Annotated in this window: 10 protein-coding genes and 2 tRNA genes; 8 read left to right on the top strand and 4 right to left on the bottom strand. The window is 41.2% G+C overall.

The features are described 5' to 3' along the window. Positions 1 to 134: 134 nt before the first annotated feature. From OQX63_RS23145 to OQX63_RS23135, 3 genes are all read right to left on the bottom strand, one after another. Positions 135 to 461: a 2Fe-2S iron-sulfur cluster-binding protein gene (locus OQX63_RS23145; RefSeq protein WP_265853159.1), complete on the bottom strand. Its 327-nt coding sequence runs from the start codon at positions 459 to 461 to the stop codon at positions 135 to 137. Positions 462 to 497: 36 nt separating this feature from the next. Then, complete coding sequence (locus OQX63_RS23140; RefSeq protein WP_113951684.1) at positions 498 to 1508, bottom strand: NAD(P)/FAD-dependent oxidoreductase; 1011 nt, start codon at positions 1506 to 1508, stop codon at positions 498 to 500. Between the two features lie 294 nt (positions 1509 to 1802). Then, positions 1803 to 3929 (bottom strand): prolyl oligopeptidase family serine peptidase, encoded by a 2127-nt coding sequence (locus OQX63_RS23135; RefSeq protein WP_265853158.1) that lies wholly within the window; start codon positions 3927 to 3929, stop codon positions 1803 to 1805. 56 nt (positions 3930 to 3985) lie between these two features. Here OQX63_RS23135 and OQX63_RS23130 point away from each other — a divergent pair, with 56 nt between their 5' ends. The 4 genes from OQX63_RS23130 to OQX63_RS23115 all read left to right on the top strand — a co-directional run bounded on the left by OQX63_RS23130 (position 3986) and on the right by OQX63_RS23115 (position 7653). Continuing rightward, a complete protein-coding gene (locus OQX63_RS23130; RefSeq protein WP_265853157.1) occupies positions 3986 to 4660 on the top strand; it encodes a hypothetical protein in 675 nt (224 codons plus the stop codon). A gap of 318 nt (positions 4661 to 4978) precedes the next feature. Then, positions 4979 to 5728 (top strand): UDP-2,3-diacylglucosamine diphosphatase, encoded by a 750-nt coding sequence (locus OQX63_RS23125; RefSeq protein ID WP_265853156.1) that lies wholly within the window; start codon positions 4979 to 4981, stop codon positions 5726 to 5728. Positions 5729 to 6402: 674 nt separating this feature from the next. Beyond that, positions 6403 to 7476: a peptide chain release factor 1 gene (gene prfA, locus OQX63_RS23120; protein WP_090501656.1), complete on the top strand. Its 1074-nt coding sequence runs from the start codon at positions 6403 to 6405 to the stop codon at positions 7474 to 7476. 103 nt (positions 7477 to 7579) lie between these two features. Beyond that, a tRNA-Asp gene (locus OQX63_RS23115) sits at positions 7580 to 7653 on the top strand. Positions 7654 to 7780: 127 nt separating this feature from the next. On the opposite strand, the gene OQX63_RS23430 is transcribed toward OQX63_RS23115, so the two are convergent. Then, on the bottom strand, positions 7781 to 7915 hold the full coding sequence (locus tag OQX63_RS23430) for a transposase (protein WP_416276545.1): 135 nt from the start codon (positions 7913 to 7915) through the stop codon (positions 7781 to 7783). Positions 7916 to 8396: 481 nt separating this feature from the next. On the opposite strand from OQX63_RS23430, the gene OQX63_RS23105 reads away from it, so the two are divergent. From OQX63_RS23105 to OQX63_RS23090, 4 genes are all read left to right on the top strand, one after another. Further along, positions 8397 to 8609 (top strand): TIGR04139 family peptide modification target, encoded by a 213-nt coding sequence (locus tag OQX63_RS23105; protein WP_265853155.1) that lies wholly within the window; start codon positions 8397 to 8399, stop codon positions 8607 to 8609. A 401-nt stretch (positions 8610 to 9010) separates the two neighbouring features. Beyond that, positions 9011 to 9084, top strand: a tRNA-Asp gene (locus OQX63_RS23100). Positions 9085 to 9831: 747 nt separating this feature from the next. Further along, positions 9832 to 12984, top strand: coding sequence for an RHS repeat domain-containing protein (locus tag OQX63_RS23095; protein ID WP_265853154.1), 3153 nt, complete (start codon positions 9832 to 9834; stop codon positions 12982 to 12984). 8 nt (positions 12985 to 12992) lie between these two features. After that, a partial coding sequence (locus tag OQX63_RS23090) for a DUF6443 domain-containing protein (protein WP_265853153.1) occupies positions 12993 to 14936 on the top strand: 1944 nt, incomplete at its 3' end.

Genomic DNA, 14936 nt, shown 5'->3' with positions numbered 1-14936 from the left:
ACCTTTGCGCAGCTTAGGGAACGCCCAAATTAGTTTGCAATTTTCGGTTTGCCGTTTGCAATTCAGATCTATTGGAGACAAAAAAAGGCGACACTTTACGTATCGCCTTTTTTCCATTTAAAATATTTTACAATCTATCTTACGCCGTGTAATTTCACTTTTAATCCGTCCATATTGTTGTTTAACTGCAGTTGGCAGGCTAAACGTGAGTTTGGTAAAAGATCAGGCAAAGTATCCAACATGGCATACTCATCGTCTGTCATTTCGTTAAGTTTTTCTTCGCCTTCTAAAACATCAACACAGCAAGTGGCACATAAAGCCATTCCGCCACAGGTGGCTAAAATATCATATTCAGATGCTTTTAAAAACTCCATCAGGCTTAAACCCATGTCGGTTGGTGCTACGTGTTCTGTAACTGAGCCATCCGGCTCCTGCATATATATATTAATGTTGTTTTCCATTTTGCTTTCTTAATTATCGCAAATATAACAGAAAGCTTAAAATTCTGAAACTCCGTTTACAGTTGTATATTTCATGGTATATTTCACACCTGGGTTCATGTAAGAATAAGCGCTATGGCTCATTAATGCAGCCTCGTGGAAACCACAAAGAATCAATTTCAGCTTGTTGGTGTAAGTATTGATATCACCAATAGCATAAATACCTGGAATATTGGTCGAATAATCATCAACATTTACTTCAATTGCACTTTTGCTGATGTTTAGGTTCCAATCTTCAATCGGACCTAATTTAGGACTCAAACCGAACAAAGGAATTAAATGATCGGCTTCAACAACTGTTTTTTCCATGGTGCGGTTCTGAACAATTTCAACCTGCTCCAACTTGTCAGTTCCGTGTACGGCCTGAAGATTGCTGTTTAAAATCAAGTTGATTTTTCCGCTTTCTGCCAATGCCATTACTTTTGCAACCGAATCAGGAGCACCACGGAAACTTTCGCTTCTGTGCACCAAAGTCAGTTCAGAACAAACTTCTGCCAAATAAATGGTCCAGTCTAAAGCAGAGTCACCACCACCGGCAATCACCATTTTCTGGTCGCGGTATTTCTCCGGATCAAGGATCATGTAGTTTACACCCTTTCCATTTTCAAAGTTTTCTAAATTTTCTACAGCTGGTTTGCGAGGCTCAAAACAGCCTAAACCACCGGCAATAACCACAACTTTAGCTTCGATAACAGTACCCATATTGGTAGTTAAAACGAAATCAGCTTCACCACGTTTTTCTAAACCTTCAATACGCTCGCCTAAAGTAAACGTTGGATGGAAAGGTTTGGCCTGCTCCATTAAGTTATCGATAAGTTCCTGAGCCAATACAGAAGGATAACCAGGAATATCGTAAATCGGTTTTTTAGGGTAAATTTCAGACAGCTGACCACCAACCTGAGGAAGGTAATCAATTAAATGACAACGCATTTTTAATAAACCGGCTTCAAAAATGGCAAATAAACCAACCGGACCAGCGCCTATTACGGCTATATCAGTAGTGATCATTAAAGAAAAATTTGATGCAAAGTTACAAAATAAAGTCTTATCAATTCTGCTATTTAGAAATATTCTAGATAATTTTGCAATCCTATTATATTCAGTATTTTATATGCTATGAGCTAATTAAAAACAAAAGTTAAGGGTTTTTAGTGATTTAAAGCAAATTATAATTGGTCTATGGGTTTAGTGGGGAAATTATTTATCATCTGTCATCCTGAGGAACGAAGGATCTTTAGACGATGAAGTACATTCTCCAATAGATAAAGATTCTTCATTGCGTTCAGAATGACAAAAAATACGTTACCAGCTCATTCCCAAATTCTGAAATACAAAGCTCCATACATCGGTTGCTTCTTCAATCACTTTGGTAGTGGGTTTACCGGCACCGTGCCCTGCATTAGTTTCTATCCTGATTAAAACCGGGTTTTCGCCTTTATATTTCTCCTGTAGTGTTGCTGCAAATTTAAATGAATGTGCCGGTACCACACGGTCATCATGATCGGCTGTCGTAATTAGAGTTGCGGGATAATTAACACCACTTTTTATGTTATGGAGTGGTGAATATTTGATTAGGTAATCGAAGTCTTCTTTTTTATCGCTTGTACCGTATTCAACTGCCCAGCCCCAGCCAACGGTAAATTTGTGGTAGCGGAGCATGTCTAAAACGCCTACAGCAGGTAAAGCTACCTTAAATAGATCGGGCCGTTGCGTCATGCAGGCACCTACCAGCAGACCGCCATTTGAGCCGCCAGAAATCGCAATCTTGGCAGGATTGGTGTATTTTTCTTTAACCAGGTACTCTGCTGCAGCAATAAAATCATCGAAAACGTTTTGTTTTTTGGCTAACATACCACCTTTATGCCAGGCCTCGCCATATTCACTTCCTCCACGTAAGCTGGGTTGAACGTATATACCCCCACGCGCTAAAAATAGCATCCTGGAAAGACTGAATCCTGGTGTTAAACTCACCTGAAAACCGCCATATCCATAAAGGTAAACCGGATTGTTGCCATCCAGTTTGATGCCTTTTTTGTATACGATAAACATCGGTACTTTTGTGCCATCTTTTGATGGATAAAATACCTGTTTAGTCTCATAATCGTCCGTATTGAGCTTCAATTCTGACTTTTTATACAAAATCGATTCGGCCTTGTCCACATCGTAGCGGTAGATGGTGCCTGGAGTGGTGAAATTGGAAAAGGTGTAAAAAAATTCTTTATCTTCTTTATAGCCCCCAAAGCCTCCAACGGTTCCAATTGCTGGCAGTTTTACTTCGCCAATTTTCTTTCCTGTTAAATCAAACTGAATAATATTGGTGCTTGCATCTTTTAGATAGGTAGCCCAAAGAAATCCTCCGCCAGTCCCAATACCCTCCAAAGCCAATTTCGATTCAGGAATAATTTTCTGCCAGTTTTTCGGATCTGCATTTTTAGGATCAACCAAAACTACCTGTTTGTTTTCGGCGCCCAGGTCGGTATTTACCAATAATTTATTGCCAATATTATCAATAACGCTATGGTTATTTTCATAACCCTTAATCAAAGGTTCGATTTTGCTTCCCTGTGCTTTCAGATCTTGATAGTACAATGCATTGCCCGAAGTACCTGCGCTGGCGTAAACCATCAGGAAACGTTCGTCTTCGGTAACATTGGCACCGAAATATAGATTTGGATTGGTTTTGTCTTCAAAAATTAACTGATCATTTTGTTGCTGATCGCCCAATTTATGGAAATACACTTTTTGGTATTTATTGGCTGCAGAAAGATCGGTTCCTTTAGCGGGTTCGTCAAATTTACTGTAGTAAAAACCATCGCCTTTCCAGGCTGCGCCAGAGAATTTGGTCCATTTCAGCTCATCGGCTAGTTTGGTTTTGTTGGCTATTTCTATTACATAAATATTGCTCCAGTCTGATCCTGCTTGTGCAACCGAGTAGGCCAGGTATTTTTTATTGTGAGAGAAGCCCAAAAGCGAAACGGCCGCTGTTCCATCTTTGGTGAGTGTATTGGGGTCGAGAAAAACTTCTTCTTTGCCATCTAACCCTTTTTTAATAAACCAGATACTTTGATTTTGTAGGCCATCGTTTTTGGTGAAAAAATAATATTCGCCTACTTTAAATGGTGCTGATTCTTTCGGGTAGTTCCAGATTTCAGTTAAACGCTTTTTAATATCTGCACGGTAAGGAATCTGATCCAGATAGTTTTGGGTAACTTTATTTTCTGCAATCACCCAGGCTTTGGTTACGGCAGAGGTGTCGTTTTCCAACCAGCGGTAAGGATCGGCGATCGTGGTGCCAAAATAATTGTCTTTAGTGTCGTCTTTTTTCGTTTCTGGGTATTTCATCAATGTTATTTTTGCTGCAGGTTTTTTTTCCTGGTTACAGGCAAACAGACTTAGTGCAAATAAAACTAATACTAATTGTTTTTTCATGGTTGTTGACTGAAGATAAACACTAATTTAGTGAATTGGCATTGATTAAGCTAGTTATGATGAATGAATATTTTGGTTTAGCCATATTTTTATTGGGTATTTGGGTAGTAGTTTTTATCCTGATGTCTCAATCCTGGCAGTTAGCCATTGCATTTTTACCATTTAGTGTATATCTGCTACTCAATCAGACTAATTGGTCTTATTATATACTTTTTTGTCCGGTTTTGTGTTTGTTGGTAATCGATATACATATACTTCCAACAGATATGGCATGGAAAGGGTGGAAAAAATACTTACCATATCTTTTCAGCCTGCCATTTACTGTGCAATTTGTTTCTTATGCTCCTTTTCTATTTAAAGATAGTTCTTTGGCATTTAAGGTTTGGTGTATATGCATTGGTGTTTTAATATCTACTCTTATTGGTAAAATGTGGGTTGGGGATGTAATAATGCTGCTTATAAACCGGCTTAGGTTAAAATCGGTAGCTGAAATAGAATGTAGCTTTAGGAAACAAAAGGCTGAACGTGCTTACCGACATATTCGATATTTGGTGCAGTTAAGTGGAATGGAGATGTTGGAAACTTCTGGATTCTTTTATTGGTACCTTAAGTTTCGGAATGTAGAAGAAGGCGATTTGTTAAGGATTAAAATCAAGACAGGATGTTTTGGGCTCGAATTTATTAGCGGTTTCCCAAAGATTGTAAGTAGAAAAAATCAATTGACCCGCTAAAATTGTGGTTTAGTTTTTATTGCTTTATACTTTGGTCTTTAGTCTTCAAGCTTTCTTTTCCTTCGGGATGATTGTACCTGTTTTGAAATTAATAAATTGTGCTAACGTGATTTTTTTTACTGTTTTTTTTTGCCGCGGAAACACAGATTTACACGTAGTTAAGCACGGAATATTAGTTTTCTCTTTCGGAGTACTTAAGCCGATTTGTTAGGAGATTTAGTTTTAGTGTTTGCACTAGTTAGGATTCTTGCTTTAGCCTTTGTGCTTTGGTCTTTTTGCTTTAGTCTTTAAGCTATTTGCGTTACCTTTGGGAGATCCATGAATAAGAATATATACTTCGCTTCTGATTTCCATCTCGGTACACCCAATTACGCAGAAAGCCGTGCCCGTGAAGCGCGGATTGTAGATTGGTTGAATTTTATTGAACCGAATTGCGGTGAGTTGTTTTTGATGGGCGATATTTTCGATTTCTGGTTCGAATATGCTAAAGTTATTCCCAAGGGATTTATACGTTTACAAGGTAAACTGGCTTCCATGGCTGATGCGGGAATAAAAATCTATTTTTTTAAAGGCAATCATGATATGTGGGTGCGCAGTTATTTCACCCAGGAAATTGGCATGGAAATCATCAGCGATGAATTGGTGATTGAGCGTGGTGAAAAGAAATTTTACCTTCATCATGGCGATGGCTTAGGTCCGGGAGACCATAAATATAAATTTTTAAGGAAGATTTTTAGGAGTAAAGTTTGCCAATGGCTGTTTGCGCGTTTGCATCCTAATTTGGGTATTGGTATCGCCAATGGCTGGAGCCAGGGGAGTAGGGCTGCACAAACGGAAAAAGAGGTTTTTTTGGGTGAGGATAAAGAATGGTTAGCCATTTATGCCAAAGAGCAACTTCAGAAAACGCATTTCGATTATTTTATTTTCGGACATAGACACTTGCCGCTTGATATTGATTTGGGTAATGGGAGCAGGTATGTAAATATTGGCGAATGGCTTCATTATAATTCTTATGGCGTGTTTGATGGTGAAAGTTTGAAATTGGAATACTATAAGCCAAAACCATAATTTTTTTATTTTTTAGGAAAGCTATGCCTGTATTTTTTTAATGTTCTTGGGACTTTTCGTTATAGAATGCACCATCCCTTTGTTCCTAAGCCCGATAAAATGAAAAGCCCGGAGTGCAGCGAGGACTTGAAGGATATCGGGGCTGCTGACCGCCACAGGATCGAACAGCTCATTTTCAAAACCTCTAAATAATGCCTTTTAAGTTTAAATCTATTTTTTAAATAAAAACTGATATCTGTTTTAGGAAAGCAATGTCTGTAACTTTTTTTAATGTTCGTCGGGCTTTCCGTTATAGTCCCGATGAAAAATCGGGAGTTGCCACTGCAATCCCGTTTATATAGGTAGGTCAGTTCTACTATTTGAGGTTGCATTAAGCCTAAAAACTGCCCTTTGTTCCTAAACCCGATAAAACGAAAAGCCCGGAGTGCAGCGAGGACTTGAAGGGATAGCGGGGCTGCCGGCAGCCATAGGAGCGGGACTGCTCATTTTCAAACCCTTTCAATAATAAAATAACTTTACTTTTAATCCATTCCTTTGCTTAGTACCTGTACATTTAACCGTCGACCAATTAACCATTCTCGCCAAACAAACTAATTCATCTTTTTTCCTTATTTTTGCATTTCCTGAATTTTTGGGCCTATGCCAACCGTCAGGAAATTTCAACAAGAATAAATATGTTAGATAAATTAGAAGCTATAAAGCTGCGTTGGGAAGATGTGGAAGAATCGTTGAGCAATCCGGATGTAATTCAGGATATGAAACGTTTTGCGGCTTTAAACAAAGAATATAAAGACTTGGGCAAGATTGTAGATGAATACAAAATCTATAAAAATGTGATGAGTAACATTGATGCCAATAAAGAGATATTAGCGACAGAAAAAGATCCTGAAATGCGTGAAATGGCAAAGGAGGAACTTGATCTGCTGCTGAAACAACAGGAAGAAATGGAAAGCAATATCCGTTTGATGTTGATCCCTAAAGATCCGGAAGATGCCAAAAATGCAGTTTTTGAGATCCGTGGTGGTACAGGTGGCGATGAAGCAGCTTTATTTGCAGGCGATTTGTACCGCATGTATACCCGTTATTTTGAAACTAAAGGCTGGAAGGTGGAAACCGTTGATGTAACCGAAGGTACTGCGGGTGGTTATAAAGAGGTGATTTTGAAAGTGAGCGGAGATGATGTTTACGGGCAGTTAAAATACGAAAGTGGTGTACACCGCGTACAACGTGTGCCAGATACCGAAACGCAGGGCCGTGTGCATACCTCAGCTGCATCTGTAGCCGTTTTACCAGAAGCAGAAGAAATTGATCTATATATTAACCCTGCCGATATTGAGCTGCAGACTTCGCGGTCGGGCGGTGCCGGTGGACAGAACGTAAATAAGGTAGAAACTAAAGTACAGTTAACGCACAAGCCATCGGGTATTGTGGTGGTTTGTCAACAGGAACGTTCTCAGCTCGGTAACCGTGTAATTGCGATGGAGATGTTGAGGAGCAAGCTTTATGATATCGAATTGCAGAAAAAGAATGGCGATATTGCTGCTAAGCGTAAAACAATGGTATCAACGGGAGATCGTTCGGCTAAGATTAGAACTTATAACTATCCTCAGGGCCGCGTTACTGAACACCGCATCGGCTTAACCATGTATAACCTGCCATCCATTATGGACGGAGATATTCAGGAGATTATTGATGCACTTCAATTTGCAGAAAATGCAGAGAAGATGCAGGAAGGTGCTGTAGGTTAGTTAATTACGATTATTTTAAAATAAAGTTTGCAAATAAGAATTTTGTCTCTATATTTGCAACCTCGAAAGAGGAAAGAGGTTCGAACTTTAAAGAAGAACAAATGGAGTGGTAGTTCAGCTGGTTAGAATGCCTGCCTGTCACGCAGGAGGTCGCGGGTTCGAGTCCCGTCCATTCCGCTAAAAAAGCATCAATTTATTGATGCTTTTTTTGTTGATAACATTTTGATAATCAGCTTGTTTTGGGATCAAGCGGAAAAGTTGGGGCTTTAAGCATATATTTTCGATAATCTAAATAAGAAGAACTTCACACTCTTAGCCCTCGTGAAGTTGCCCTAAAAGCTTTGATCTTTGCGTCGAAAGATTCTGCCGATGCATTCGTACTCCTGTTAATGAAAAAGTTTAGAATAGATAAGTAATGCGCCTTTATTGATCTTGCCACAGTCCTAAAAAGAATCACTGACACATTCTTCTACCTCATTATATCATAATGCTTTTTTCTTGAGAAATTGATTGGCGACCAAAAGATTTAGGGATAAAATTTAAATGCTGATTATTAATGTTTTATTTCTTCAAAAATATCTACTAAAAGTGTGCGGCAGATTTCATCCCAAACTGTACATTCCACTTACCATCTGTTCTTGATGTTGATGTAGCGTCCTTTAGCACATTTATTGGTAAACGTTACGAATATTTATTGAATCCCTACAAATATCAAACGTGCCTTGTACTACCAGATGTTTATATTCAACTTTAAAATAACTTATTGTGGTAGTGCTAGCAAATTAAATTTATACCGCAGTAGTTAGCTATTTGTATTAATATTTTTTGTAGACGTATAACTGATGTTTTTATAAATAGCGCCTAAACCTAAACGCCAGGGTAAGTTGGCGCTTATCAGTCAAATATTAAACTTTAAGAAAATGATAAAGTTAAAAGAGATGCAAAAAAGCTTGTCATCATTGGAAAACAAGAAGCTAGGTTTCGAAAGTTCTAAAGCCGTATTAGGTGGTTTAGCTGGGGGGCCTAAGTATATCGTGTCTAACCTTAGGGATGAAAATGGATGTCAATTGGTAGATTACTATTATGATGGCAAATGGTGTGCTAGATTTAGCGATTGTAAAAACGAATATTGATAATAATCTATTCAAGGAATAAAAAGTTAAGTTTTCAAGTTTTTCGTTTTCTAAAATGAAAAACTTGCAGGCTTAACTTTATCAGCGGTTAAGAATCAGTAGTACGATCTATATATTAGCTACGGAACATGCTGTTTGTATCATATTTGGAGAAGTCGAAATCGGCAGCTCCTGATAAAAAGATCGATGATTTGTATCCACAACTACTGGAGTTGTTGGGCAGGTAGTTGTATGGACTAGGCTTTGTTTATTAATAGTTTGATTAAAATATTTTAAATGAGGCTCAACGAGTTACGCCGGAATTGATTAAAATGTAGAATACTATAGTGATAAACTGAATATAGTACCTATATTTGCAATCCTGAAAGGGAAAGAGGTTCGGACTTTAAAGAAGAACAAAAGGAGTGGTAGTTCAGCTGGTTAGAATGCCTGCCTGTCACGCAGGAGGTCGCGGGTTCGAGTCCCGTCCATTCCGCGAAAATAGTTTTAAATTTAACTAAAAGCCTGTAAATTAAATGTTTACAGGCTTTTTCGTTTTCTGAAAACACCAAATTATTCATTTTTTCGCATGAAAAAGGTGAGCAATACGGTGAGCATATTAAACGGGATTAATGCTCAACAATTTTAGTGGGATTGCCAATATCCGGTGTGTTTTTTGCAAAATCAAAACGGTCACGCTGTATAAAATAGTTAATCATATTTTTAGTTTTAGCTAAGAATTGTGTTACATGAAAATTCCTTCGCACCTTTTTAAATATAGGACTTTGAAAATGTAATAAACATTGGTTTCATCATATAAAATAATAGGTTTCTTTAAATTTTTTATATTATTGTCTTTTTTAGGTATATTTCTGGCGAATAAATTATCTAAAAATGCGCCACATCTTAACTTTTATCTTGGTCCCGGTATGTATTTATAAATGCATTACTGGAATCCACCTACAGTGTCCAATTCATGTTTTCCCTTTTTATTTGAATCGGTTTTTTTATCAGATGGACAATCGCCTTTCGGCTCTAAAGGTTCTTGACTAAAGCGTTAAGCTGACATATTAGGGCTTGGAATTTATTTACCCGGTACATTACCAACAGCTGTTCCCGGTAAATGCCGATGTGGTGACCCAGGCTTGTTATCTAAGCGTGAGTACCAGTCCGGCCCATCAAAACCTGTTCTGTTTAATAGGCATTTAATTAAAACAATTTTTTATACAAATTCAGACCAACTATGCGTAAGCTCTCGCTTATTTTATTTCTGTTTCCTTTCCTGTGTGCTGCGCAGGAAACCTATGTGAAGATCAAACAGGTTGTACCCTCATCGCCGCAGACGGCAGCCTTTGGGAAGTTCGGCGATATCCCGGTCGGGAATTTTACGGGCGCTGCCAGTGTTTCGGTTCCGGTGTATACTATAAACATAAAGGATTTTTCACTGCCCATTTCCATTGCCTACCATACTGCAGGGATCAGGGTCGAGGAGATTTCCTCAAATGTGGGGCTCGGATGGGCGCTGAACGCAGGTGGGAGTATTTCGGCCTCGGTAAACGGCCTGCCCGATTTTGGTCCCAATGGCTTTTGTGTGGGATCTGGTGCCCCTCAAGCAACAATGCCTACAACAAGTTATGGAAACTTTCCTTATAATTCTTCAGAAAGCGGGGGTGGCATACCCTATAAGTTTGCCAAGAATGTTGCCGACGGTATCGTAGATTCACAGCCTGATATCTTCAGTTACAGTTTTCCGGGCGGAAGCGGTAAATTCTATTTCGATCAGAACCGGCAGGTACACACCATCCCTTTCAACAACCTAAAGATAGAGCGTTCGGTAAATACCCCGGAGTTTATGATAACGGATGAAAAAGGGATCAGGTATCTGTTCCAGACGGTTGAGGTCACCTCACTTCCGAACAACTGTGGTGCAGACCTGCTGAGCAGTACGGTACTGCTCTCCAAAATTATCTTAACCGATAACAACGAAGTTACTTTCAATTATCAGGACAAAGTGTACAATACCAACATCCAGCCCTCGCGTACACGGGAGGTTCTGGTGCCAGGCAACTTTGGTGCGCATTTTAACGAGTGCAATAACTACATGAACACGGTTAACACCGTTTACGAAAAAAGACTGGCCAGTATTACCACCACTACTGGTGTTACGGTAAGTTTTGATTACGACCTTTCCCAAAGAACGGATCTGCCAGGTGCAAACAGGCTACAGGGGATCAGCATCAGTAATGGGATAAGCGTGATTGATAATTTCACCTTTTTTCACAGTTATTTTGGTAGCGGGCCCAGTGCAGATTATTTCCGTCTGAGGCTCGACAGGGTTGTCCACAGCACTGATCAGAATTATGGCTTTGAATATGATAATATCATCCCCGTGCCGCACAGGTTATCTTTTGCGCAGGATCACTGGGGATTTTACAACGGAAAATCCAATCCCTCTTTATTGCCGATAGAAACTGAATATGGCTTTAACGATGGGGCAGATCGAAATGTTGATGAAAACTACGCCCAGATGGCTATCCTGAAAAAAGTGACTTATCCAACCGGTGGAAGTACTTCTTTCCAGTATGAATCCAATCGTTATCCGGCCACTTGGCAGGAGCAGCAGAACTTCAACCGGGAATATAATGTATACAGTAGTCCTGATGCTACCTCAACCAGGACGTTTACCATACCAGCGGCTCCCTCACAGGTTACCAATATAGGGGCAACCTATAACGCTGGTCCTGAACTTGACCAGCCCTGTACAATATCACTCAGCGGTCCGAATGGTTATTTCAGGACATTTGATTCGCCTGCAACAAGTACCTCGCTTGGCACACTTGCCCCGGGAACCTATACCATGTCGATAGCTACGGTGGGAACGTTCAACAACGGTTTTCTTACTATTCGGTTCGATGAAAAACAAGTGGCGAACATGACCGGGGATAGACTGACCGGCGGCTTAAGGGTACTGCGGACAACAGATTCAGACGGGCAGCACACTTACATCAAACGTTACCTGTATAGCGATCCCTTGACGGGTGCATCAAGCGGGCGCATCAATGCCCTGCCGAAGTATACCTATATCTATACCCGTGGTTTTTCCAATGCGGCTACACAGAATTACAGCTTTGCCGACTATTATAAGCAGACCGCATCTTCGCTGTATCCCTTAGGTTCCATCAACGGGGGCTCGGTGGGTTATACCTGTGTGCAGGTATTTAATGATGACAATGGTGTGCTGGGAAAAACAGTAAGCCGTTATTCTTTTGAGGCAGATGCCGGTGGTAGCGGATCGATGCCGACGGTTCCTACCGTAAGCCACGACTGGCAGAATGGGCTGTTACTAAACGAAGAAATCTATAAGCAAACCGGTTCGGGGTACCAGATCCAGAAAGAAACCACCAACTATTACAGCGTTAGGGATGATTCGGAATACTGGAACTATCACTTTACTTCAGGCAGCTATAATCCCGATGTTTTTTACCGGGGACTTGGTATAAACATCATCTATAAACAACCCGAATATTTTAAAACCTATACCGATGGGGAAACAAGTATGGTACTTGTGCCGGCGCAATTTCTTACAAACGATTATCACCTCCTTTCCAGGTGGCAGCGCCTGGATTCTATAAGGGTTAAGGATTATATTGACGGGAGTTTATTTGTTAAGAGTGGACGGAAATATACTTATGGACCCAACCACCTGCTGCTGAAAACCGATGGGCAGGTAAACAGCGATGGACTGAACAATACGGTAGAATATTATTATCCGCAGGACGTTTCGGGACTTAGCGGCAACGCTGAGGTTGCCCATCAACAGTTGTTGTATAACCATAACCTATCTGCAGTACTTCGGGTGGAGCGTTATAGCAATGCAGTTTTAAAACAGACCGAAAAAATAAACTATCGTAACTGGGGCAATAATATAGTTGCACCCGAAACGGTTGAAACCCAGGCCAGCGGCGAAGGAGTTGAAGGCAGGGTAGAGTTTATAAAGTACGATACCAGAGGGAACCTGTTGTGCCAGGGGTTTACATCGGGGCCTAAAACCTGTTATGTATACAGCTATAACGGGCAGTATTTAGTCGCAGAGATTAAAAATGCTGATTACCAGGCTATGGAGACTTTGCTTGGTGGGCCAGGGGCAGTAGCTGCGTTTAGCAGCTCCAACCCTACAGATACCCAGGTAAACACTTTGGTGGCGCAGCTCAGGTCATCTTTTCCGGAGGCAGCTGTAACCGGTTATACTTACAAGCCTTTAGTAGGCATGACGAGCCAGACGGATGCCAAGGGCATGACTATTACCTATGAGTACGATGCCTTTCAGCGTTTAAAAACCATTAAAGACCAGAACGGCAACATTTTAAAACAGACCGATTACCATTATAAAAACTAACGCACTCCATGAAAAAACAGCTAAAATATTTTTGTGCCACGGCAGCTTTATTTCTGCTTGGTGGCCAAGCTTCTGCTCAAAAAGTCGTATCGGTTTATAACGGCGAAAACGAGATCAGTGCGCCATTGAGCGTAACGCTTACTGATGGTTTCCATACCACAGGCCCTGTGCGGATCTTTACCACCGGGCTAAGCTACCTCAACTGCCAGCCGTTGTCTTCAACGCCGAGCACAAACCAGAACTATATCCTTACCCGTACCTTTAAAACGTCGGTTACCGATGCCACGCTGGGCAACAGCCGCGATGTATGTGAAGAAAACCATTCCATCCAGTATTTTGACGGATTGGGCAGGCCTTTGCAGACGGTACAGGTTCAGGGCAGCCCAAGTTTCAGGGACATTGTACAGCCTATTGCCTACGATGCCTTTGGCCGAGAGCGATTTAAGTACCAGCCCTATGCGGCACAAACAGGCGCTTCTGGAAGCTTCCGATCAGCTGCACTCGACGAGCAGTATAATTTTTTCCATTTCCCACAAGCAGCGGGTATCAAAGCGACAGACAATGCCTTTGCCGAAACGGTTTTTGAGGCCTCACCGTTGAACCGTGTGCTCCAACAGGGCGCGCCTGGTGCCGACTGGCAGATCAGTTCTGGCCATACCCTTAAAACCGATTACGGCACCAATGTACAGGATGAGGTAAAACTATGGAAGATCAATGGTACGGATAACGGTGCAACAGCTGATGTTTATCAGCCGGGCAAACTCTACAAAACCATAATGAAGGATGAGAACTGGGTTCCGGCCTACCAAAAAATGGGTACCACCGAAGAATTTAAGGATTTTGAAGGGCGTGTGGTGCTGAAACGGGTATGGGAAACGGATGCCAAAAGCCTGAATACTTATTATGTTTATGATGACTTGGGCAACCTACGCTACGTGCTGCCGCCTGCAGTAAATGAGCATACTGACAGGCTGTCGGCGCCGATCAGTAGTTTTGATGAAAGCCAGACGGTTTTTGATCAGTTTATCTACGGTTACCGTTATGATGGCCGAAAAAGGCTGACAGAGAAAAAGATCCCGGGCAAGGGCTGGGAGTTTATGGTTTACAATAAACTCGATCAGGTGGTGATGAGCCAGGATGCCAACCAGCGGAACAAAAGCCCGCAGGAATGGAACTTTACCAAATACGATGCCTTTGGCAGGGTGGTGATTAGCGGCCGTTATGTCGATAATCTTCACAACGAACAGTCGGGAAATAATTACAGGTCTGCTTTTCAGGATATCGCAAACGGAACTGCTGCCTATGAAAAACCTGATGCATCAAATACGCAGATTGGTTACAGCAATGATGCCATTCCACAGGGCAGTATCGGGGATTATTATGTACTGAACTACTACGACGATTATGATTTTATAGGTAACACATTTGGCCCTCCGGGAACAGGCCAGGCGCCTAAGGAGAGGACCAAAAGCTTGCTAACCGGAACAAAGGTAAAGAACCTGAGTAACGGCACAATGATGCTTACGGTAAGCTATTACGACCTTGAGGGGCGTGTGCTGCAGAGCAAAAGCGAACACCATTTAAACGGTACCGATGTAATAGACAATATCTGGAACTTTGATGGCAGCCTAAAAGCCAGCACGCGTACCCACACGGTGGGCAGTAAGGTTACCACCATCGCCAACCGATACGAGTACGATCATGTAGGCCGCAAGATAGCCACTTTTGAAAACATCAACAACCAGGGAGATGTTGCACTAAACCACCTCGAATACAACGAGATCGGCCAGTTGGCCAAAAAGAACCTGCACAACGATACCCAGGCGACCACCTTTGCCTATAACGAGCGCGGCTGGATGAAGAACAGTACCTCCGATCAGTTCAGCATGGAACTGAAATATAACGATGGTAGCCTACCGCAGTTTAACGGTAATATCTCCGGACAGAATTAT

The organism is Pedobacter sp. PF22-3, assembly GCF_026239555.1.
In the GTDB taxonomy this organism is placed as follows: domain Bacteria; phylum Bacteroidota; class Bacteroidia; order Sphingobacteriales; family Sphingobacteriaceae; genus Pedobacter.
The sequence above is the reverse complement of the archived record's forward strand: the minus strand, read 5'-3'. Positions and strand labels throughout refer to the sequence as shown.